At 72.7% G+C, this 21,855-nt stretch carries 18 protein-coding genes and 1 pseudogene; 7 read left to right on the top strand and 12 right to left on the bottom strand.

Annotation, left to right across the window (positions count from 1 at the left end; genetic code table 11):
• Positions 1-148 precede the first annotated feature (148 nt).
• A complete protein-coding gene (locus AQI95_RS12595) occupies positions 149-655 on the top strand; it encodes a GtrA family protein (RefSeq protein ID WP_067121422.1) in 507 nt (168 codons plus the stop codon).
• 36 nt (positions 656-691) lie between these two features.
• On the opposite strand, the gene AQI95_RS12590 is transcribed toward AQI95_RS12595, so the two are convergent.
• Positions 692-1,963, bottom strand: a complete 1,272-nt coding sequence (locus AQI95_RS12590; RefSeq protein ID WP_067121420.1) for an ATP-binding protein — start codon at positions 1,961-1,963, stop codon at positions 692-694.
• A gap of 41 nt (positions 1,964-2,004) precedes the next feature.
• Positions 2,005-2,682, bottom strand: a complete 678-nt coding sequence (locus tag AQI95_RS12585; RefSeq protein ID WP_020940464.1) for a response regulator transcription factor — start codon at positions 2,680-2,682, stop codon at positions 2,005-2,007.
• A gap of 493 nt (positions 2,683-3,175) precedes the next feature.
• Here AQI95_RS12585 and AQI95_RS12580 point away from each other — a divergent pair, with 493 nt between their 5' ends.
• Positions 3,176-4,681 (top strand): peptide MFS transporter, encoded by a 1,506-nt coding sequence (locus tag AQI95_RS12580; protein WP_067121419.1) that lies wholly within the window; start codon positions 3,176-3,178, stop codon positions 4,679-4,681.
• An 80-nt stretch (positions 4,682-4,761) separates the two neighbouring features.
• Here AQI95_RS12580 and AQI95_RS12575 read toward each other — a convergent pair whose 3' ends face one another.
• The 6 genes from AQI95_RS12575 to AQI95_RS12550 all read right to left on the bottom strand — a co-directional run bounded on the left by AQI95_RS12575 (position 4,762) and on the right by AQI95_RS12550 (position 10,643).
• The gene (locus tag AQI95_RS12575) at positions 4,762-6,048 is read right to left on the bottom strand and encodes a hypothetical protein (protein ID WP_067121417.1); all 1,287 of its coding nucleotides are present in this window, start codon (positions 6,046-6,048) and stop codon (positions 4,762-4,764) included.
• On the bottom strand, positions 6,045-7,139 hold the full coding sequence (locus AQI95_RS12570) for a hypothetical protein (RefSeq protein WP_067121415.1): 1,095 nt from the start codon (positions 7,137-7,139) through the stop codon (positions 6,045-6,047). Before AQI95_RS12570 ends, AQI95_RS12575 begins: the two co-directional genes overlap by 4 nt.
• A complete protein-coding gene (locus AQI95_RS12565; protein ID WP_341849466.1) occupies positions 7,136-8,176 on the bottom strand; it encodes a COG1470 family protein in 1,041 nt (346 codons plus the stop codon). Before AQI95_RS12565 ends, AQI95_RS12570 begins: the two co-directional genes overlap by 4 nt.
• A 96-nt stretch (positions 8,177-8,272) precedes the next feature.
• A complete protein-coding gene (locus tag AQI95_RS12560) occupies positions 8,273-9,001 on the bottom strand; it encodes an LPXTG cell wall anchor domain-containing protein (protein ID WP_067121413.1) in 729 nt (242 codons plus the stop codon).
• Between the two features lie 370 nt (positions 9,002-9,371).
• Positions 9,372-9,941, bottom strand: a complete 570-nt coding sequence (locus AQI95_RS12555; protein ID WP_067121411.1) for an ATP-binding protein — start codon at positions 9,939-9,941, stop codon at positions 9,372-9,374.
• 324 nt (positions 9,942-10,265) lie between these two features.
• Positions 10,266-10,643, bottom strand: a complete 378-nt coding sequence (locus AQI95_RS12550) for an STAS domain-containing protein (RefSeq protein ID WP_067121409.1) — start codon at positions 10,641-10,643, stop codon at positions 10,266-10,268.
• A 234-nt stretch (positions 10,644-10,877) separates the two neighbouring features.
• On the opposite strand from AQI95_RS12550, the gene AQI95_RS12545 reads away from it, so the two are divergent.
• Positions 10,878-11,786 (top strand): RNA polymerase sigma factor SigF, encoded by a 909-nt coding sequence (locus AQI95_RS12545; protein ID WP_208614149.1) that lies wholly within the window; start codon positions 10,878-10,880, stop codon positions 11,784-11,786.
• A 180-nt stretch (positions 11,787-11,966) separates the two neighbouring features.
• Positions 11,967-13,456: pseudogene (locus AQI95_RS12540) on the top strand (RICIN domain-containing protein).
• 58 nt (positions 13,457-13,514) lie between these two features.
• Here the strand turns inward: AQI95_RS12540 and hutI are convergent.
• The 4 genes from hutI to hutU are packed head-to-tail and all read right to left on the bottom strand — an operon-like array spanning position 13,515 to position 18,935.
• Positions 13,515-14,693 (bottom strand): imidazolonepropionase, encoded by a 1,179-nt coding sequence (hutI, locus tag AQI95_RS12535; RefSeq protein WP_067121407.1) that lies wholly within the window; start codon positions 14,691-14,693, stop codon positions 13,515-13,517.
• Between the two features lie 29 nt (positions 14,694-14,722).
• Complete coding sequence (locus AQI95_RS12530) at positions 14,723-16,060, bottom strand: formimidoylglutamate deiminase (RefSeq protein WP_067121405.1); 1,338 nt, start codon at positions 16,058-16,060, stop codon at positions 14,723-14,725.
• Positions 16,057-17,274: an allantoate amidohydrolase gene (locus AQI95_RS12525; protein WP_067121403.1), complete on the bottom strand. Its 1,218-nt coding sequence runs from the start codon at positions 17,272-17,274 to the stop codon at positions 16,057-16,059. The genes AQI95_RS12530 and AQI95_RS12525 overlap by 4 nt, the downstream gene beginning before the upstream one ends.
• Complete coding sequence (hutU, locus tag AQI95_RS12520; RefSeq protein ID WP_067121401.1) at positions 17,271-18,935, bottom strand: urocanate hydratase; 1,665 nt, start codon at positions 18,933-18,935, stop codon at positions 17,271-17,273. The genes AQI95_RS12525 and hutU overlap by 4 nt, the downstream gene beginning before the upstream one ends.
• A gap of 159 nt (positions 18,936-19,094) precedes the next feature.
• On the opposite strand from hutU, the gene AQI95_RS12515 reads away from it, so the two are divergent.
• The 3 genes from AQI95_RS12515 to AQI95_RS12505 all read left to right on the top strand — a co-directional run bounded on the left by AQI95_RS12515 (position 19,095) and on the right by AQI95_RS12505 (position 21,827).
• Positions 19,095-20,465 (top strand): type III PLP-dependent enzyme domain-containing protein, encoded by a 1,371-nt coding sequence (locus AQI95_RS12515; RefSeq protein ID WP_067121614.1) that lies wholly within the window; start codon positions 19,095-19,097, stop codon positions 20,463-20,465.
• Between the two features lie 178 nt (positions 20,466-20,643).
• On the top strand, positions 20,644-21,027 hold the full coding sequence (locus tag AQI95_RS12510) for a hypothetical protein (RefSeq protein WP_067121399.1): 384 nt from the start codon (positions 20,644-20,646) through the stop codon (positions 21,025-21,027).
• Positions 21,024-21,827: a hypothetical protein gene (locus AQI95_RS12505; RefSeq protein WP_067121397.1), complete on the top strand. Its 804-nt coding sequence runs from the start codon at positions 21,024-21,026 to the stop codon at positions 21,825-21,827. Before AQI95_RS12510 ends, AQI95_RS12505 begins: the two co-directional genes overlap by 4 nt.
• Positions 21,828-21,855: the final 28 nt, after the last annotated feature.

The following is a 21,855-nucleotide window of genomic DNA, read 5'->3' as shown; positions in this document are numbered from 1 at the left end:
CGGGCGACCGGATCGCGTCCCTCTCATGGTCTCTTACCCGCCTCTTTCCGACCTGTTTCCGAGCTATGACCCAGTCCGGAGGCATCGGCGTGTCCGCCTGGTTAGCATGGCTGGGCCGATGAAACCTACCGACGGGAGCTGCACAGCCATGGAACCTCGTTCCTCGGGGCTGCAACGGCTCGTACGCGAGGTGGCCAAGTTCGGCACCGTCGGCGTTGCGGGCATCTTCGTCAACCTCGGCGTCTTCAACCTGGTCCGGCACGTCTCCGACCTGCCGGTGGTGCGCGCCAGCATCATCGCGACGGTGGTCGCGATCGCGTTCAACTACGTCGGGTTCCGCTACTGGACGTACCGGGACCGCGACAGGGGCGGGCGCACCAAGGAACTGACGCTGTTCCTCCTCTTCAGCGCGATCGGCCTGGTGATCGAGAACGGCGTGCTCTACCTGGCGACCTACGGCTTCGGCTGGGACAGCTCGCTGCAGAGCAACGTGTTCAAGTTCGTCGGCATCGGCGTCGCGACCCTCTTCCGCTTCTGGTCGTACCGCACCTGGGTGTTCCGGGTGCAGCCGTCCAAGGAGGCGGAGTCGATCCTGGTGGCCGAGTCGAAGAAGCCGCACCCGGAGCCCGAGCCGAAGTCCCAGCGGATTCCGTAGGCCGGGCCGGGCCGCACCCCGCAGCGGGGCGCGGCCTCACCGCACCATCGGATGGTCCTCGTCCGGCTTGCGGGCCGGGGGCGTGCGGGAGAGGAACAGACCGAAGACCGGCGGCTGGGCCTGGAGCAGTTCCAGACGGCCGCCGTCGGCCTCCGCGAGGTCCCGGGCGACGGCCAGGCCGATCCCCGTGGAGTTCCGTCCGCTGATCGTCCGCTCGAAGATCCGCGCGCCGAGGTCGGCCGGGACGCCGGGGCCCTCGTCGGTCACCTCGACCACGGCCTGGTTGCCGGTGACCCGGGTGCGCAGCGCGACGGTGCCGCCCCCGTGCATGAGGGAGTTCTCGATCAGCGCGGCCAGCACCTGGGCGACCGCTCCCGGTGTGCCGACGGCCTGCAGATGCCGCTTGCCGGAGCTGACGATGGCCCGGCCGGCGCTGCGGTAGGCGGGCCGCCACTCGGCGAGCTGCTGCTGGATGACCTCGTCCAGGTCGAAGGTGACGGCGGAGCCGGTGCGCGGGTCGCGGGAGTTCGTCAGCAGCCGCTCGACCACGTCCGTGAGCCGCTCGACCTGGGTGAGCGCGACGTTCGCCTCTTCCTTCACGATGTCCGGGTCGTCGGTGAGGGTGATCTCCTCCAGCCGCATGGACAGCGCGGTCAGCGGGGTGCGCAGCTGGTGGGAGGCGTCGGCGGCCAGGCGCCGCTCGGCCGTCAGCATGCGGCCGATCCGCTCGGCGGAGGAGTCCAGCACATCGGCGACCCGGTCCAGCTCGGGGACGCCGTACCGCTTGTGCCGGGGGCGGGGGTCGCCGGAGCCGAGCCGTTCGGCGGTCTCCGCGAGGTCGGTCAGCGGGGAGGCGAGCCGGTTGGCCTGCCGTACGGCGAGCAGCACGGCCGCGACCACCGCGAGCAGCGCCACCAGGCCGATGATCAGCAGGGTCCGGCCGACCTCGCGGGTCACCGCGGAGCGCGGCTCCTGCACGGTGACCGTCTCGCCCTCCTCGCCCTGCTGCGAGGCGTGAATCACGTCACCCTGCGGCTTGGTGCCGATCTCGATCGGATCGTGGCCGGGCATGCGGATCACCGCGTACTGGTCCTTGCTGACCGGGTTGCGCAGCACCTCGGCGTTGACGTTCTCGGCGGCGAGGATCCGGCTGTCCACGATGCTGGCCAGCCGCACCGCCTCGGAGTCCACTCGCTCCTGAGCGCTGTTGCTGATCGTCCGGGACTCGACGATCACCAGCGAGATGCCGAAGACCGCGATCACGACGAGGACGACGGCGAGGGTGGACTGGATCAGACGTCGGCGCATGTTCCGTTACCTGGGGTGATCGCTGGGCCCCGGGGAGGGGCTCAGCTCTTCTCGAAGCGGAAGCCCACGCCACGCACCGTCGCGATGTACCGGGGGTTCGCCGCGTCGTCGCCGAGCTTCTTGCGCAGCCAGGAGATGTGCATGTCGAGGGTCTTCGTGGAGGACCACCAGGTGGTGTCCCAGACCTCGCGCATCAGCTGGTCGCGGGTCACGACCCGGCCGGCGTCCCGCACCAGCACCCGCAGCAGGTCGAACTCCTTGGCGGTGAGCTGCAGTTCCTCGTCGCCCATCCACGCCCGGTGCGACTCGACGTCGATCCGCACCCCGTGCGTGGCCGGCGGCTGCTGCGGCTCCGCGGCGCCGCGCCGGAGCAGGGCCCGAACCCGGGCGAGCAGTTCGGCGAGCCGGAAGGGCTTGGTGACGTAGTCGTCGGCGCCCGCGTCCAGGCCGACGACGGTGTCCACCTCGTCGGCCCGCGCGGTCAGGATGAGGATCGGCACGGTGTGGCCGTCGGCCCGCAGCCGGCGGGCGACCTCCAGGCCGTCCATGCCGGGCAGGCCCAGGTCCAGTACGACCAGATCGACGCCGCCCTGCATTCCGGCGTCGAGCGCGGTGGGTCCGTCCTCGCGCACCTCGACCTCGTAACCTTCCCGGCGCAGGGCGCGGGCCAGCGGCTCCGAGATGGACGCGTCGTCCTCGGCGAGCAGTACACGGGTCATGAGGTGATGGTAGACCGCCCGCGTCCGGTGCCGGGGTGTGATCGCTTCCCGGACTTCTTACCTTCGTACTCCACTGGTACGAACCATCACTGCGGGGATGCGATCGTAGAGGGACCTTCGAATCCGTCTCCGCGGTTCCCTCGACACCTGTGATCCGTGTCTCAAGTCCTTCCATATCCGGCAGTGTCCTGCCGTATGGTGACCTGAACGCCTGTAGTACACCGGGGACCTTCGGCGGGTAGATGACGCTGAAGGTCTCTTTTGTGTGCGGGTTGGTGAACACCAGCCTTGAAAGGAATGACCTCTGGCCGGGCTCCGGACGCATCGACGCGTCGGGGCGTGGATCCCGGTGGTCGCCGTCCGCCGCTTCCGTGATCCGGAGACGGACTCCCCCTGGGCGTGGGGGTGGACGCCCGACCCTGCCGGTGCCGGCCGCACCCCCACCGGGCGCGCAACGCTCCAGCCCGCGCGTCCCGACCAGCAAGGAACGACCATGGCGTCCAGCCTGACGAAGGACTCGGTCCGCCCGGGCACCCCCGGGTCCGAGAAGACCTTCTTCGGCCACCCCCGCGGCCTGGCCACTCTCTTCATGACCGAGATGTGGGAGCGATTCTCCTACTACGGCATGAGGGCCCTGCTCCCGCTGTACCTGGTGGCCCCGGGCGGCCTGCACCTGAACGCGGGCACGGCGACCGCGATCTACTCCGTGTACGTGTCGCTCGTGTACCTGCTCGCCCTCCCCGGCGGCTGGTTCGCCGACCGTGTCCTCGGCCCCCGCAAGACGGTCGCCGTCGCCGGTCTGATCATCATGCTGGGCCATCTGTGCCTCGCGCTGCCCGTGTCCGCCAGCTTCTTCGTCGGCCTGGGTCTCGTCGCCATCGGTTCGGGTCTGCTGAAGGCCAACATCTCCACGATGGTCGGCCACCTCTACAAGGGCCCGCAGGACCCGCGCCGGGACGGTGGCTTCACCCTCTTCTACGTCGGCATCAACCTGGGTGCCTTCGTCGCGCCGCTGGTCATCGGCACCGTCGGTGAGAACGTCAACTGGCACCTGGGCTTCGCGCTGGCCGCGCTCGGCATGGCGCTGGGTCTGGCCCAGTACCTGCTGGGCGGCCGCCACCTGAGCGAGAAGAGCAGCGTCGTCCCGACCCCGCTGTCGGCCCAGGAGAAGTCCGCCACGCTGCGCAAGGGCCTGATGTGGCTGGCCGTCGCCGCGGTCTTCTACGGCGTCGTCGGCGGCACCGGCCACTTCACGCTGAACTGGGCGCTGATTCCGCTCACCGTCATCGGCCTGATCGTGCCGATCCTGGTCATCACGCGGATGCTGCGCGACAAGGACCTGGACTCGACCGAGAAGTCGAAGGTGCGCGCGTACATCTGGTTCTTCGTCGCCGCCGCCGTCTTCTGGATGATCTACGACCAGGGCGGCTCGACGATGTCGCTCTTCGCGAGCAGCTCGGCCAAGAACTCGGTCCTCGGCTGGGGCTTCCCGGTCTCCTGGTACCAGTCGGTCAACCCGGTCATGATCATGGCCCTGGCGCCGGTCTTCGCCTGGCTGTGGCTGTGGCTGAACCGGCGCGGCAAGGAGCCGAGCACGATCGTGAAGTTCGCCTCCGGTCTGGTGCTGATCGGTGCGTCGTTCTTCCTCTTCCTCGCCCCCCTGTCGATCGCCGAGGGCGGTCACAAGGCCGCGGCGATGTGGCTGGTCGCGATCTACTTCGTGCAGACCGTGGGTGAGTTGACGCTGTCGCCGGTGGGTCTGTCCGTGACGACGAAGATGGCGCCGAAGAAGTACGCCTCCCAGATGATGGGCGTCTGGTTCCTCGCGGTCACCGCGGGCGACTCGATCACCGCGCTGGTGTCGAACCCGGCCGTCGGCGGCATCAACCTCGACAAGATGGGCTTCGTCGCCCTGGAGGCCGTGCTCGCCGTGGTCGCCGGTGTCGCGGTGTGGATGTTCCGCAAGAACGTCAACAAGCTCATGGGCGACGTTCACTGACGCAGGTCCACGAACCGGTCCCGCTGAAGAGGGCCACCCCGTCTCCGGACGCGGTGGCCCTCTTCGGCGTTCGCGGGGTGTCAGCGCGTCCTGCGTCCCGGCATGAACGTGAACACCGCGCCGCCCAGCAGGATCGCCGTACCCGCGACCAGGCCGAGGGCCTTCAGGGCGCCGTGGTCGCTCGCGCCCGTCTCGGCGAGGCCGCCGGAGCCGCTACCGCCGGTGCTGCCGCTGCCGCCGGTCGAGGAGGTGCCGCCCGACGTCGACGTGCCTCCGGACGCTCCGCCCGGCTGCTGGCTGGTGTCCAGCGTGAGCGAGACCGCCGTCCTGGTCGGAGTGCAGGTCGTCGTCGTACCGAGGGCCTTGACCGTCAGGACGCCCGGGGACAGGGTCGAGGAGCCGCTCGCGCCCGGCTTGTAGGTGCCGGTGAGGTCGGGGATCACGATCGGGGCGCCGGACTTGACGGGGCTCGCGTTCGTCGGCCCCTCCACATGCACCGTGCCCTTGTCGACGCCGCCCAGCGCCACCTCCATGGACGGCTTCACCGAGTTCGCCGGTATGTCGACGGGGCTGTTCATCACCGACTTCTTGAACTGCACGGTGAGGTCGTAGTTCCCGCCGTTCTTCCTGGCGTTGATCTGCACCGGCGAGGTCGCGTTCTTGTCGCCGATCGGCGTCTTGCAGGCGTAGGGGATCTGCACCTCCTTGCCGGTGAAGTCGGTCTGGCCGTTCCCGCCGCCGCTCGCCGTGGGCGTGGGCGTGCTCGACGGGGTCGGTGTCGTCGAATGCGTCGGCGTCGGCGTCGGTGTCGGTGTCGGCGTGCCGCCGCCCCCGCCCGTCACCTGGATCGTCGCCGCCTTCAGCACGGTCTCCTTCGGCGTGCACTTGGTGTCCGTCGACATCGCGTTGACGGTGTACGCGTCGGGGGTCAGCGTCACCTCGCCGGCCGTCGTCAGCTTGAGGCTGCCCTTCATGTCGGACAGCACCATGGCGCCGCCCTTGGGGATGGCGGGGTTCTGCCGCGGCCCCTGCATCGCGATGTCGGCGCTCTGCGCGCCGGCCGCCTTCAGCACGCCGGACGGCTGGACCGAGTTCGCGGGCAGATCGATGATGTCGGGGTTCTTGGACGCGGCCTGGACGAACTTCCAGACGACGTCCACCGTGTCACCCACCTTCGCCGTGGCCGGCGCGGTGATCTCGACCTTCGTGGTGCCGTCGACCGGACTGATGCCGGCGGGCGGCACGCAGTGGGTGGCGAACGACACGTCGGCCGCCTGCGCCGGGGTCGCGGCGAGGCCCAGCAGGACGCCCGCACCGCTCAGCGCCAGCGCGGCGCCCGCGGCCGTACCTCTCCTTCGGATGCTCACGTGGGTCCCTTCCTGGTGGGAGTCGTAGGACTCGTCGGGCTGTCGGGGTGCGGTGCGGAGAGCCGGCCGGCCGGGTCTCCCGGGACGGAGTCCGGGGCGAACCACGGCAGGGTCGGGGTCGAGGGGGGCGGTGCGGCGGCGCGGGAGCGCGGCAGCGGCAGCCGCAGGGCGGGCCGGGGCAGGCGCCGGTGGGAGCTGCGGGGGGCGCCGCCCGGGCGGCGCGGCCGCACCCGGTCCACCACGGCCATGCCGATGCGGAACAGCGCGGCCGGGACCACCACGCAGAGCAGGAGCCAGAACAGCGTCACGCCCCAGGGACGGCCCACGCCCCATGGCTGTTCGGCGAGGACCTTGCCGCCGTACTTCAGGGAGACGGTGTAGTCGCCGTGGGCCCCGGCGGACAGTTCGACGGGCAGTCTGACCTCGGCCCGCCTGCCCGGTGCCAGGGTGCCGTGCCACTGCCGGTCGTCCCACTGCGGGGCGAAGACGCCGTGCGCGGAGCCGACCTGGAAGACGGGGTCCTTGATGACGCCGGTGCCGGAGTTGCCGACCGTGAAGACCAGGGAGCGGCTCGGCGGTGCGCCGAACCAGGTCAGCAGCGAGCCTGAGCCGGTCAGCCGGGTGTCGGACAGGATCGACAGCCGGCCGCCGGTGTCCTCGGCGGGCAGCGGGGCGACCGGATGTCCGGCGACCTGGAGGACGGCGTCCGCCTCCGCCTCGGTGCCGGTGACGGTGGCCACGTGCACCACGCAGGGGCAGGGCACGGGCGGTTCGGCGACCGGGACCTTCTTGCCGAAGGCGCCCTGGGCGTCGGTGGTCACGGCCCTGCCGTCGCCATTGGCACAGGAGTTGGTGCCGCCGACGACGCCCCGGGAGGGGGTCGCCTGCCCGCACACCAGCAGCATCAGCAGCGTGTGCGGCCTCCAGCCGGTGCCGGTGGCGGTGATCGAGCCGCCGGTGCCCGCCTGGGACGCCGACAGCTTCACGACCGGGCCGTCCGCCGCGGCCGCCGGTCCGCCGAGCGTCAGCAGGAGCAGCGCGCACACCGCCGCCAGCGCCGGCAGACGCAGAATCCGTACCTTCCCGCTCACTTCACCGCGCCTTCCGTCACCGCGTCACCCGTCACGACGCCACCCGTCACCGCGTCACCCGTCACCGCGTCTTGCGTCGACGCGCCACCGCGGCACCGGCCCTCGACGGCGACAGCGCCGCGCGGGCCACCGGTCGCCGGACCGCCGGGCGACGGAGCAGCGGTCGCCGGGGCGCCCAAGGGGGTGCGGCGCCCGCGCCGGCGAGCGGCGATCAGCGCGCCGGTCCCGGCGAGCAGCGCGCCGCCCGTGCCCGCCGCCACGGGCCACGGCACGAACCGCGCCGACGCGCTCGCCGTGCCGTGCGCTCCACCCGGTGCCGTGACCGTCAGCCGTACGTCGACGGCGTCCAGTGCGGGCCGGTCGGGCCACGGCTCGCTGAGCTTCAGCCGGGCACCGGGGCGCAGCCGGACGGGGAGGGTGCGGGGCGCGCGGTCCAGGACCCGGCCGAGCACACCGTCCGCGCGCACCGCGAGCCTCGGCACGAGGACGGTCGTACCCCGGTTGACCAGCTCGTACGTGATGCGGTCGGCGTGTACGGCGAGGTGTTCGACGGTCAGCGCGGCGAGCGCCGGACCGCCGACGCGCAGCCGGACCGGGACGGTCGCGGTACGTCCCCGTGTGTCCCGGGCGACGACGGCACCGGAGCGGTCGCCGGGCCCGGCCCCGGCGGGCACGGTCACCGTGAAGGGCACCTCGGCGCGGGTGCGGGCCGGGACGCGTATCCCGTCCCCCGCCTTCTCGGCGAAGACGGTCCGCAGCCCGGTGCCGGACAGTCGTACGACGACCGGCGTGCGCCCGGGGTTGGTGACGGACACCGTGTCCTGCAGGACCGTTCCGGGCGGGCCCTCGGCGTAGAAGGAGGGACGGCCGCCGCCCACGGGCGCGACGGACCAGCCCGTGGCGGCATGGGCGCGGGGCGCACCGCCCAGCACGGCGCACAGGCACAGGGCCGCGGGCAGCGCGGCGCGGGCGGGGAGCGGTACCCGGGCCCGGGGCGGGCGCCGGTGGCGGGTCAGGGCGCGGGCGGCGGACGGCATGGGCGGCTCCAGCGGTGGCCTGGGGTTCGGCGAGGGCCGACGGCCGGGGCAGCCCGGCGTCGGCCGATGCCGGGGGCGGCGGACGTCGGCCCGGGGTCAGCGGCGTGCGGTCTGACCGCGCCGGGTCAGCCAGAGTGCGCCCGCCGCGCCGGCGAGGAGCACCGTGCCGCCGAGGGTGCCGAGGGCGACCGCGGAGTCCTCCGGTCCGGTCTGCGGGAGCTGTCCCCCGGAGGAGGAGCCGCCCGAGGACGAGGACGACGAGGACGACGACGAGGACGACGAGGAACCGCCGGAGGAGGAGGACGACGAGCCGCCGGCCGCCGTCACGTCCAGGCTCAGCCCGGGTGGCGGATTGTTGGTCGGCGTGCAGGTCGTCGTCGTACCGAGCGCCTTGATGACGAGCGTGCCCGGGGTGAAGGTGACCTTGCCGGTCTTCTTCGGCGTGTAGGTGCCGCTCAAGTCGCTGATCTTGATGGGGGTGTTGGCGGGGATCGCGGCCGCGTTGGGCGGACCGCTGACCGGCAGCGTGCCGCTGTCGGCGCCGCCCAGTGCGATGGTGGCGCTCGGGGTCATCGCGCCCTTGCCCAGCTCGACGGGGCTGGAGGAGACGCCCTTCTGCCAGGACATGGTGATCTTGTAGCCGCTGCCGCTCTTGACGCCCTTCATGTCGATGGGCGAGACGGCGCTCTTGACCCCGATCGGGGTCTGGCAGCGGTAGTTGACGTTGACGACATCGGCGTGGGCCGCCGGCGCTGCCAGCAGCACCACCGAGCCGGCCAGGGCCGCGGCGGACGCGAGCGCGGCGGTTCGTTTCGGGTACGACACGTTCGGTCCACCCCATTCATTCCCGACGACATTTCCTGACGGCACATCAGATTTGGCCGTCAAGGTACGCCCGGCGCCGTGAGGAAGGAAGACGCATCACACGCCGGAGTTGTGGCGATCCGGCGGGTGCGGCGGGTGGCTGGAGTGGAGGGTGGGCCCGGGGCGTCGAGGATGTGGACGTACGCCGCCTCGCCGCCACCGGCCGGGCGGTACCGGATGCCACCGCATTGGGCCTGGTGGTCGTGGGCGTCCGGCACCGAGCCGGTCTCGGCGCCACCAACCGCTCGGCGCGGTCGAGCAGTTCGAGTCGGGACGTGCCAGAGTCGGCGGGCCGGGTGAGCGGACGGGGCGGCTCTCCCGGCTCGACGGACTACCCCGGGGCGCCCAGCTCCGCCCACACCGTCTTGCCCGGCCGGCCGGCGGCGCGCACGACACCCCAGTCCAGGCACAGCCGCTGCACGATGAACATGCCGTGGCCGCCCGGGCGCCCGGCGCGGTGCGGGGTGCGGGGGGCCGGCTGGCCGGTGCCCCGGTCCGAGACCTCCACCCGGATCACCTTGTTGTCGCAGGCCAGAACCAGCTCTTCGGGGCCCTCGGCATGCAGGCAGGCATTGGTGACGAGCTCGGAGACCACGAGCAGTACATCCTCGGCGGCGGCCCGCTGGTCGGCGCCGACGGCGGGCAGCCAGCCCCATGCGTACAACGCCTGGCGGCTGAAGTCGCGGGCGAGCGGGACGACCCCGCTCTCACCCCGCAGGCGGAGTCTGCGGACCTGTGGCCCGCCGGTGTCCGCAGTGCCGCCGGCGGTCCCGGACGGCACGGACGGCGCGGCTGCCCCCGTGGGCGCGCCGTCCGTCGGCGCACCCCCCTCGGACGCCCCGGAAGCGCCGCTCGGCTCCGGGCCGCGGTCGCCCGGCGAGTAAGGCCGGGTGGTGCTCATCAGCGCTTCACCTCACCGAATCACCAGTTCACGAGTTCACGATTCAAAAGGCCGGCACCTGTTCGTGCCGGCGGTCCGTACGTAGTCCGCCCGTCGTCCGTCCGGCGTCCGCGGGGATGTGCTGCTCGCCCGTCCGTCGCACGTACGTCCCGTCCAGTCGTCGCGCCGGTCCCGGGGCGGTCAGGGCCGGCTGTCGTCAGGGTGTCTCCCGCCTCCTCCTGCCCTCTCCTGCCCGGCCGATCCGGCACAACACCCCTGTTTTCGGCGTGACGGACGCGGGCGCCCACCCGGTCGGCGGCGCAGGGAAGGGCGGGGACGGCGGCCTCAGCCAGTACCGTCGGCCAGGGCCGCCTCCACGGAGTCGTGCACGGTGAAGACCGCCTCGGCCCCCGTGATCTCGAACACACGGGCCACCACCGGCCGCATTCCGGCCAGATGGACCCCGCCCCCGGCGGCCTCCGCCTTCAGCCGGGCACCGAGCAGGACGTTCAGGCCCGTGGAGTCACAGAACTCCAGGCGGGTGCAGTCCACGACCAGGCGTGAGAAGCCCTTGGCCACAAGGTCGTCGAGGGGCTCGCGCAGAAGATCGGCAGTGTGGTGATCCAGCTCACCCGCCGGTGCCACAACGGCGCTGGAGCCCTCTTCCCGCACCTCCACCAGAAGCCGGCCCGACTGTGCGCTGCCGACCATCCCGTGGTCCATGCCGTCTCTCTCCTGAGGTCGTGGACGCTGACTGCTCTCGAACATTACGCCTTCCATGCGCACTCCGGCACCCGAAGAACTTCACAGAATAGGACATACCCGAACAGAACGCACTTGCGATCGTCTCGGTGGAGCGGGTAGGGCTAGTAAGGACACCTATCCCTACACGCCGGCTTCGGAGGCGCCGCACACCGCAGTGCACTCAATGGCTTCGGCAGCCATATGCCGAGAACGATGGAGGACACCATGTCACCCCGGCTCGACGCATCGCATACCCGGTCCGCGACGTCGGCACCCCCACCGGAACAGCCGGATCATCCCATCGACGCCCTCGACCCCTTCGAGGGACTCCCGGAGATCCCCCCGTACGACGAGATCGGCCCGGTCGATGCGCGGGCCCTGTCCAAGACCCTCTTCGAGCGCCTCGAATCGCTGGAGGAAGGGACCCACGAGTACGCGTACGTCCGCAACACCCTCGTCGAACTGAACCTCGCGCTCGTCAAGTTCGCCGCCTCCCGCTTCCGCTCCCGCAGCGAGCCGATGGAGGACATCATCCAGGTCGGCACCATCGGCCTGATCAAGGCGATCGACCGTTTCGAGCTCACGCGCGGTGTCGAGTTCCCGACCTTCGCGATGCCGACCATCATCGGCGAGATCAAGCGCTTCTTCCGCGACACCTCGTGGTCCGTGCGCGTGCCGCGCCGGCTGCAGGAGCTGCGCCTGGACCTGGCCAAGGCCGGGGACGAGCTGGCCCAGCGGCTGGACCGCGCCCCGACGGTCCCGGAGCTGGCGGAGCAGCTCGGCATCTCCAACGACGAGGTCGTCGAGGGCATGGCGGCCTCGAACGCCTACACCGCCTCCTCGCTGGACGCCCAGCCCGAGGAGGACGAGACCGAGGGCGCGCTCGCCGACCGCATCGGGTACGAGGACCACGGCCTCGAGGGCATCGAGTACATCGAGTCGCTCAAGCCGCTGATCGCCGAACTGCCCTCCCGCGACCGGAAGATCCTCTCCCTGCGCTTCGTGGCGAACCTGACCCAGTCGGAGATCGGCGAGGAACTCGGCATCTCCCAGATGCATGTCTCCCGGCTGCTGTCGCGCACGCTGGTACGGCTGCGCAAGGGGCTGACGCTCGAGGAATGACCGCCGCGGTCCGGCGCCACCGACGGCGCCGGACCGAGGCGGCGTGGACGGTCGTCCCGTGTGCCCAACCGTTATCGGGTTACCCACGGAAACCTCTTTCCCGCTTCCACCCCCTCCACCACTATGGGCCCCCAAACTGATTGGTATGTCAGATGCCTTCTCGGGGACGGAGGGTGACGCATGGCCGAGGGGGACCAGCCCGGCACCGACGGCGCGTACGAGACCGGGGCGTACGGGACCCAGGCGGGCGGAGCCGCGGCGGGCGGGGAGTGCGCGGACGCTCCGGACGACCGGCTGACCGAGCTGCTGCACTCCCCCGCGGCGACGGCCTACCCCGCCCTGCAGGAGCTGCGCCGCCGGCACCACCCGGCGGTCCTCTCCTACGCCCGGCTGTGCGCCGCGAGCGAGTCCGCCGCGCGCCGGCTGGCGACCGAGGTCGTCACCACGGCGGCCCGCGAGGCGGCCCGGGGCGTCGACCCCGCCTTACCGCTGCGCCACCGGCTGCTGCTGCTCACCGTCAGGCTGGCCGTCGACTGGGCCCGCGACGAGCGCACCGCCGGCCTCGACCCCGCACTGCTCCTCGTCCTGAACACGTCCGACCTGCCCGACGGCCCCGCCCCGCCCCTGCTGCCCGCGTTCCGCTCGCTGCCCTCCCGTACCCAGGGCCTGATCTGGTACGGCGTCCTGGAGCAGGAGCCGCAGGAGCGGACCGCCGCCTTCCTCGGGCTCAGTCGCGCGGACGTGGCCCACGGCACCCCGCAGGCCCTCGAGGCCTTCGCCCAGGCCTGCCTGCGCGAGTCCCTCGCCGCCTCCGACGACCCTCGCTGCGCCGACTTCCGCCGGCTGATCGAGGAGGCGGTACGGCCGCGGGGCCCGCGCCGCAGCGCCGACCTGGACGCCCACCTGGCCCGCTGCCCGCACTGCACGGCCGCGTCCGAGGAGCTGCGAGCCCTGCGGGACACACCCCGGCAGGCGCTGGCGGAGGGTCTGCTGCCGTGGGGCGGGACCGCCTACCTGCGCGCAGCGGAGCCGCCCGCCGCCCCCGCTCGCCCCGCCGTACCGGCGACCTGGCCGCCCCGGCGCCGCGTCCTGCTCGCCACGGCGGCCCTGGGCGTCGCCCTGACCCCGCTCCTCGTGCTCCTGCTCACCCCGGCGCACACCGGCCGCCGGCAGCCGGCGGCCGCGACGCCGACGCCCCCGCCGGTGACCGTCACGGCGACGGTCTCCGTCACCCCGTCCCCGTCGCCGTCCCCCACCCGGCCCCCCTCGAACTCCCCTTCGCCCAGGTGGTGAACCTGGCGACGGGCCGCTGCCTGGACATCCGCGACGGAGACGTGTCGCAGGGCAACGACGTCGTCACGGCGCCGTGCTCCTCCGCCCGCACCCAGCGCTGGCGGGTCGACAGCTACCTGGGCGTACTGCGCTCGGGAGCCGACGACCGCTTCTGCCTGGACAGCCGCGGCTCGGTGGACCGGGGCGTGGGCGTCTGGGAGTGCGACTCGGTCCACGGCGACAACGGCGACAACCTCCGCTTCACCGTCGACCCCGACGGCACGATCCGCCCCGGCATCGCCATCGAGACGGCGCTCGCCCCGGACGGCCGGCACGGGGTGGCCCTGAGCCCACTGAGCGGCGAGCGGGACCAGCGATGGCGGTCGGGAGCAGGCTGAGCGGCCCGCCGCCGCGTACGACGCTCGCCGCGCTCGGCCGGATGGCTCCGGCTCCCGCTCAGACGACCCGTACGCCCCGGCGCCACACCCCGGCGACCAACGGCACCCCCGGCCGGTACGCCAGGTGGACGTGGCTCGGGGCGTCCAGGAGGGTCAGATCGGCTCGGGCACCCGGAGTCAGGCGGCCGATGTCGGTGCGGCGCAGGGCCGCGGCGCCGCCGGCCGTGGCCGACCAGACCGCCTCGTCCGGGGTCATCCGCATGTCGCGGACGGCCAGGGCGATGCAGAAGGGGACGGAGGAGGTGAAGGACGAGCCCGGGTTGCAGTCGGTGGAGAGGGCGACCGTGACGCCGGCGTCGAGGAGCCGGCGGGCGTCCGGCCACTGGGCCCGGGTGGAGAACTCGGCACCGGGCAGAAGGGTGGCCACCGTAGCGCTGTTGGCCAGGGCGTCGACGTCGTCGTCCGTGAGGTGGGTGCAGTGGTCGGCGCTGGCCGCGTCGAGTTCGACGGCGAGCTGGACGCCGGGGCCGTAGGAGAGCTGGTTGGCGTGGATGCGGGGGTGCAGGCCCTTCGCCTTGCCCGCCGTGAGGATCGCGCGGGCCTGGTCGCCGTCGAAGGCGCCCTTCTCGCAGAACACGTCGATCCACCGGGCGTGCGGCGCGCAGGCGTCCAGCATCTCGCCGGTGACCAGGGCGACGTAGGCGGCCGGGTCGTCGGCGTGGTCGGGCGGGACGATGTGCGCGCCGAGGTACGTCACCTCGTCGGTGTGCCGTGCCGCGATGCGCAGCGCGCGGGCCTCGTCCTCGACCGTGAGGCCGTAGCCCGACTTCGTCTCGAAGGTGGTGGTGCCCTGGCGGAGCGCCTCCGCCAGGTAGTGGGCCAGGTTCGCCTCCAGGTCCGCGTCGGACGCGGCCCGGGTGGCGGCGACCGTGGTGCGGATGCCGCCGGCCGTGTAGGAGCGGCCGGACATGCGGGCGTTGAACTCCTGGGTGCGGTCCCCGGCGAAGACCAGGTGGGAGTGGGAGTCCACGAAGCCCGGCAGCACCGCCCGGCCGCCCGCGTCGACCCGATTGTCAGTGGCGGGTGCTTTGCTGGATTCACCGGTCCACGCGATGCGGTCGCCGTCGATGACGACGGCCGCGTCCCGGACCAGGCCGAGAGGAGAGCCTTCCCATCCGAAGGAGGGGTCGTTGGTGACCAGCGTGGCGATGTTGGTGATGACGGTGCTGCTGCTCATGGTCTCGTCCTTGTGGGGGGCGATGGGGTTCAGCCGCGCAGGGCTTCGACGGCGGCCGACAGCGCCTGCGGCACGTCGGGCACGAGCGTGTGCGCTCCGTCGCGTACGACATGCCGGCCGCCCACGACCGTATGGCGTACGTCCGCCGCGCCCGCCGCGAATACGGCCGTCTCGGCGCCCAGCCTGGGCAGCGGTCCCGCTGTCCTGACCGAGTCGAGGGCGATCGTCGTGAAGTCGGCGAGGGCGCCCGCCTCCAGCGTGCCGGCCTCGTCCCAGCCGAGTGCGGCGTGGCCGTCCGCGGTGGCGGCCCGCAGCAGGGAGTTCGCCGTCCAGTGGCCCCGGGTGCGGGTGCGCAGCCGCTCGTTCAGCTCCATCGCGCGCGCCTCTTCGAGCAGGTCGATGACGGCGTGGCTGTCGGAGCCGAGGGAGAGCGGGGAGCCCGCCCGCTGCAGGGCGACGGCGGGACCGATGCCGTCCGCCAGGTCCCGCTCGGTCGTCGGGCACATGCAGGTGCCGGTCCCGCTGCCGCCGATCAGCGCGATGTCCTCGTCCGTGAGGTGGGTGTTGTGCACACCGGTGGTGCGCGGCCCGAGGACGCCGTGGTCGGCGAGCAGCCGGGTGGGTGTGCGGCCGTGGGCGGCCTGGCAGGCGTCGTTCTCGGCGGTCTGCTCCGACAGATGCACATGCAGCGGGGCCCGCCGCTCCTCGGCCCACCCCGCCACCGTCGCCAACTGGCCTGCGGGCACGGCCCGTACGGAGTGGATCGCCGCCCCGATCCGTGCGTGATCCCGTTCCTTGAGAACTGCACAGCGTTCGGCCCAGGCCTCCGCGCTGCCGTCGGAGAACCGCAGCTGGTGGGTGTTGGGGGCCGTGCCGAAGCCGGAGGACAGGTAGCAGGTGTCGAGGAGGGTGATCCGGACACCGGCTTCGGCGGCGGCGTCGATCAGCGCCTCGCCCATCGCGTTGGGGTCGGCGTAGGGGGTGCCGCCGCGCGCGTGGTGCACGTAGTGGAACTCGCCGACACAGGTGATCCCGGCCAGGGCCATCTCGGCGTACACCGCGCGGGCCAGGGCGTGGTAGGTGTCCGGGGTCAGGTGGTCGGCGACGGAGTACATCACCTCGCGCCAGGTCCAGAAGGTGCCGCTGCCGACCTGGACGGTGCCGCGCAGCGCCCGGTGGAAGGCGTGGCTGTGGGCGTTGGCGAGCCCCGGGAGGGTGAGTCCGCGCAGCACCTCGGCGCCGGGCGGCGGGGTGGGGACGTCGGTGCGGACGGCGCTGATCCGCCCGCCCTCGACATCGAGGGCCACGCCCGGCTCGACGTCCGTGCCGAGCCAGGCGTGCTCCGACCAGTAGGTCCGCTTGGTCACCTGCAGGCCAGCCCTTCCAGTACGTCGGCGAGCGCGTGCACCCCGGCCACGCAGTCGTCCTCGGCGGCGAACTCGGCCGGGGAGTGCGAGACACCGGTGGGGTTGCGCACGAACAGCATGGCGGTCGGAATGCTGCCGGAGAGGATTCCGGCGTCGTGTCCCGCCCCGGTCCCGAGGACGGGCGCCTTCAGGTCGGTGTCCTTGCCGAGGATACGGGCGAGTTCGTCGCGCAGGGCGTGGTCGAACTCGACGACCGGGGTGAAGGACTCCCGGACGACCTCGAGATCGACGCCGTGGGCGTCCGCGTACTCCCGGGCCGCCTTCTCGACACCGCCGACCACCGTGTCCAGGGTCTCCTGGTCGGCGGCGCGGGAGTCGAGCCAGCCGCGCACGAGCGAGGGGATCGCGTTGACCCCGTTGGGCTCCACGGCGATCTTGCCGAAGGTGGCGACGGCGCCCGCGAGCCGCGCCTCCCGGCGGGCGGCGAGCACGGTCTCGGCGTACGACAGCATCGGGTCGCGCCGGTCGGCCAGCCGGGTGGTGCCGGCGTGGTTGGCCTCGCCCCGGAAGTCGAACCGCCAGCGCCCGTGCGGCCAGATGGCACTGGCGATGCCGACCCGGTCGCCGGACAGGTCCAGCGCCCGGCCCTGCTCGACGTGCAGTTCCACGAAGGCCCCGATGCGGGCGAGGCGCTCGGGGTCGGCCCCGATGGCGTCGGGGTCGTACCCGGCGGCCTCCATGGCCTGCGGCAGGCTGATGCCGTCCCCGTCGGTGAGCCGGTGGGCCTGCTCGACGCCCAGCTGCCCGGCGGTGAGCCGCGACCCGACGCAGGCGAGCCCGAACCGGGCCCCTTCCTCGTCCCCGAAGTTGACGACGGCGAGGGGCTTGGTGAACCGCGCACCCCTGGCGCGCAGTTCGTCGAGGGCGGCGAAGGAGGACACGACCCCGAGGGGCCCGTCGAAGGCACCGCCGTCCGGCACCGAGTCCAGATGCGACCCGGTGACCACGGCGTCCCCGGCGGCGGGGTCCCCGAGCCAGGCCCACTGATTGCCGTTGCGGTCGACCTCGTAGGTCAGCCCGCGCCCCTCGGCCTGCTCCTTGAACCAGCCCCGGCACTCGGCGTCGGCGCCGGTCCAGGCGTAGCGCCGGTAGCCGCCGGAGGCGGAGTTGCGGCCGATCGGCAGCAGCTCCGCCCACATGCTGTGGAAGGTCACGCCTGGTCACCCTCGCGCATAGGCACCCGGACCCCCCGCTCGGCCGCCACCGACTCCGCGATGTCGTATCCGGCGTCCACGTGCCGGATGACGCCCATGCCCGGGTCGTTGGTCAGCACGCGCCGGATCTTCTCGCCGCCCAGCTTCGTGCCGTCGGCCACCGTCACCTGGCCGGCGTGGATGGAGCGGCCCATGCCGACGCCGCCGCCGTGGTGGATGGACACCCAGGACGCCCCGGACGCCACGTTGACCATGGCGTTCAGCAGCGGCCAGTCGGCGATCGCGTCGGAGCCGTCGAGCATGGCCTCGGTCTCGCGGTACGGCGAGGCGACGGAGCCGCAGTCGAGGTGGTCGCGGCCGATGGCCAGCGGGGCGGCCAGCTCACCGGAGGCGACCATGTCGTTGAAGCGCTCGCCGGCCTTGTCGCGCTCGCCGTAGCCGAGCCAGCAGATGCGTGCGGGCAGACCCTGGAAGTGGACGCGCTCGCGGGCCATCTTGATCCAGCGGGCCAGGGACTCGTTCTCCGGGAACAGCTCCAGGATGGCCTTGTCGGTCTTGGCGATGTCGGCGGGGTCGCCGGACAGGGCGGCCCAGCGGAAGGGGCCCTTCCCCTCGCAGAACAGCGGGCGGATGTAGGCCGGGACGAAGCCGGGGAAGGCGAACGCGCGGTCGTAGCCGGCCAGCTGGGCCTCGCCGCGGATGGAGTTGCCGTAGTCGAAGACCTCGGCGCCGGCGTCCATGAAGCCGACCATGGCCTCGACGTGCTTGGCCATGGACTCACGGGCGCGCGTGGTGAAACCGGCCGGGTCCTTGGTCGCCTCGTCGGCCATGTCCTCGAAGGCCACGCCGACCGGCAGGTACGACAGCGGGTCGTGGGCGGAGGTCTGGTCGGTGACGATGTCGATGGGGGCGTTCATCGCGAGCAGCTGCGGGACCAGGTCGGCCGCGTTGCCGAGGACGCCGATCGACAGCGGGCGGCGGGCGTCCCGGGCCTCGGTGGCCAGCTGGAGCGCGTGGTCGAGGGAGTCCGCCTTCACATCGAGGTAGCGGTGCTCGATGCGGCGCTCGATGGCGCGCGGGTCGCAGTCGATGCAGATCGCCACGCCGTCGTTCATGGTCACGGCGAGGGGCTGGGCGCCGCCCATGCCGCCGAGGCCGGCGGTGAGGGTGATGGTGCCCGCGAGGGTGCCGCCGAACTTCTTCGCGGCGACGGCGGCGAAGGTCTCGTAGGTGCCCTGGAGGATGCCCTGGGTGCCGATGTAGATCCAGGAGCCGGCCGTCATCTGGCCGTACATGGTCAGGCCGAGGGCCTCCAGACGGCGGAACTCCTCCCAGTTGGCCCAGTCGCCGACCAGGTTGGAGTTGGCGATGAGGACACGCGGCGCCCACTCGTGGGTCTGCATCACGCCGACCGGGCGGCCGGACTGGACCAGCATGGTCTCGTCCTGCTTGAGGGTCTTCAGCGTGCGGACCATGGCGTCGAAGGAGCGCCAGTCGCGGGCGGCCTTGCCGGTGCCGCCGTAGACGACGAGCTTGTCGGGGTGCTCGGCGACCTCCGGGTCGAGGTTGTTCTGCAGCATCCGCAGGGCGGCTTCCTGCTGCCATCCCAGGGCGCTCAGTTCCGTGCCGCGCGGTGCTCGTACGGGGCGGGGTCCCGACATCGTCTGCCTCCTTCTGTTACTACGTCTATTCACATCCTGTCTTCCTGAATAGAGCTAGTCAATACATCGGGGCGACCGCGTCCGCGCGCCGTCGGTGTTTGGCTGGTTGCACGTGCGGCGGTGACGAAGGGAGAGACCGTGGAGCGGGACACCGGGGACATCGAGGTGCAGACGGGTGAGCCGGAGCGGCGCGCCGCCCGGCGGGACGAGGCGGTGCGGGCCGCCGTGGAGCAGGGGCTGCTGGGACCGGACGCGGCCGTGGCCGGGCTGCTGGACGTGACCGGGATCCGGGAGTCGGCGGCAGCCCTGCGGGCCGCGTTCGACGCGGTGCTGGCGCCCGGGACGCCGGTGCTGCACGCCTTCGCGGTGAAGGCGACCCCGCTGGTGGCGGTGGTGCGGCTGCTGCACGAGGCGGGCATCGGCGCGGAGGTGGCGAGCCCCGGCGAGCTGGCGCTGGCCCGCGCGGCCGGGGTGCCGGCCGGCCGGACCGTGCTGGACTCCCCCGCCAAGACCCAGGAGGAACTGCGCGAGGCACTGGCCCTGGGCATCGCGGTGAACGCCGACAACCCGCAGGAGCTTCACCGCCTGGACGCCCTCGTCGGCCGGGCCCCCACCAGGTCCCCGCTCGGCATCCGGGTCAACCCGCAGATCGGCGGCGGCACGATCGGGGCCACCTCGACGGCGACGCCGACCTCGAAGTTCGGGGTGGCGCTGCGCGACGCGGGGGCGCGCGAGTGGGTCGTACGGGCGTGTCTGGAGCGGCCGTGGCTGACCCGGCTGCACGCGCACACCGGCTCCCAGGGCATCCCCCTGGCACTGCTGGCGCGGGGAGTGGCGGAGACGTACGCACTCGCGGAGGAGATCAACGAACGGGCGGGACGGCGGCAGATCGACACGCTCGACATCGGCGGCGGGCTGCCGGTGAACTTCGCGGGCGAGGCGGCGGCACCGTCGTACGCGGACTACGCCCGGCTGCTGGCCGAGGAGGTGCCGGGGCTGTGCGGCGGCCGGTACGGGCTGGTGACGGAGTTCGGGCGGTCGCTGCTGGCCAAGCACGGGACGGTGGTGGCCCGGGTGGAGTACGCCAAGAGCGCGGGCGGGCGGCGGATCGCCGTGACGCACGCGGGCGTGCAGGTGGCGACGCGCACCGTGTACGCGCCGCAGGCGTGGCCGCTCAGGATCGCCGCCTACGACACCAAGGGGCGGCCGAAGCAGGGCCCCGAGGCGGTGCAGGACGTGGCCGGGCCGGCCTGCTTCTCGGGCGACCTGCTGGCGGAGGGGCGCGCCCTGCCCCTGCTGGAGCAGGGCGACTACGCGGCGGCGCTGGACACGGGCGCGTACTACTTCGCCCACCACTACTCCTACAACTCCCTCGCCCGGCCCGGTGTCTACGGCTTCGCGCCGGACGCCTCGGGAGGCGTCGCCTTCGCGACCGCGCGGGAGCCGCAGACCGTCGCCGAGGTGGTGGCGGAGTCCGGTGGGGCGCACGCCACGGCGCTCACCTCGCTGCGGGCTCCCGAGCGCCGTTGACGCACCCTCGACGATGTCGAACATATGGATCAACTCACCTGTCACAGAGGTCAGTTGACCCACACTAGTCCACCGGACGCATGTTCCACTGGAAAATGCCAAAGGCCTCGTCGCCGGCACACACGTTGCGTAGTGTCGCTGTCACTCAGCCGGATTCCCAGGCGGGAGGGGAGCCACGGTGCCCGGAATCGACGAGTGCCTGCTGGAAGCGATGCGGTTACCCGGTGCCCGGGGAGCGGCACTGGTGGACTGGACGAGCGGACTCGCGCTCGGCACGGTCGGGGAGGCGCCCGGCGGCGATCACGAGACGACCGCCGCCGAGGCCGCCGAACTGGCCCGGATGGCCGCCGAGCACGGCGCCTTCGCGGCCCCGGGTGACGGGCGGCCACCCGTCGAGGACGTGATCGTCAGCAACCACGACAGCTACCACCTGCTGCGGTTCGTGGACACGTCCTTCGACAGCAGCGTCTTCCTGCATCTGTGGCTCGGCCGCGAGGAGGGCAATCTCGCGCTCGCCCGGATCCGGCTCGGCGAGATGGCGTCCCGGCTGGTGCTGGGATGACCGTGGTGCAGATACCTCCGCCGCCCCTTCCGGTGCGGGACAGGACGGCCGGCCGGGCGCTGTCGCCGATGCTGACCCGGCTCGCCGAGGAGCGGGCCACCGGCGTCCTGGTGCGCGAGCACGGCACCCTGTATCTCGCCGAGGGCCGGGTGGTGCACGCCGAAAGCCCGCTCGCCCCCGGTCTCGACGTACTCCTCACGGCCCACGGCACCCTCGCGACCGCCGCCTGGCAGCGGGCCGCCGCCCAGGCCGCCGGCCCGCTGCACGCCGCCGAACTCCTGCTGGAGACAGGGCTGTTGCCCACGGGAGCGCTGGAGCTGTGCCAGCTGGACGCGGTGTACGACGCCGGGTACTTCGCACTGGCCCCGAGCAGCACCCCGGGCCACTTCCGCTACGACCACACGCCCCGCATCGGCCCGCTGCCCTCGGTACCGGTCGTCGCGCTCGAACGGGAGACCCTGCGCCGCCGGCTGCTGCTGCACCGGCTGTGGTCCGACCCGGCCGCGGACAGCGCGCCGCTGATCCGCGCGGACCCGGCGCGGGCCGCGCCCGTCACGCCCCGGCAGCGGGCGGTCCTGGACCGCGTGGACGGCGTCCGCACGGCCACCGGGATCGCCCGGAACCTGGGTCGGCAGGCCTTCCACACGCTGGTCGACGTGCGCCGGCTCGCGGCGGCCGGCCATGTCGCCCCGCTGGCGCCCCTCGTCGCCGAGCCACCTCCCCCGCCGCCCCCACCCCCGGTCACCGACCCCGACATCGCGCTGCTGAAGAGGCTCAGGGATGCACTGGAGGCGCTTTGAACGGCTCCGCCCCGCCGAGAGGAGAGAG

The organism is Streptomyces yokosukanensis (genome assembly GCF_001514035.1).
Classification (GTDB): domain Bacteria; phylum Actinomycetota; class Actinomycetes; order Streptomycetales; family Streptomycetaceae; genus Streptomyces; species Streptomyces yokosukanensis.
The sequence above is the reverse complement of the archived record's forward strand: the minus strand, read 5'-3'. Positions and strand labels throughout refer to the sequence as shown.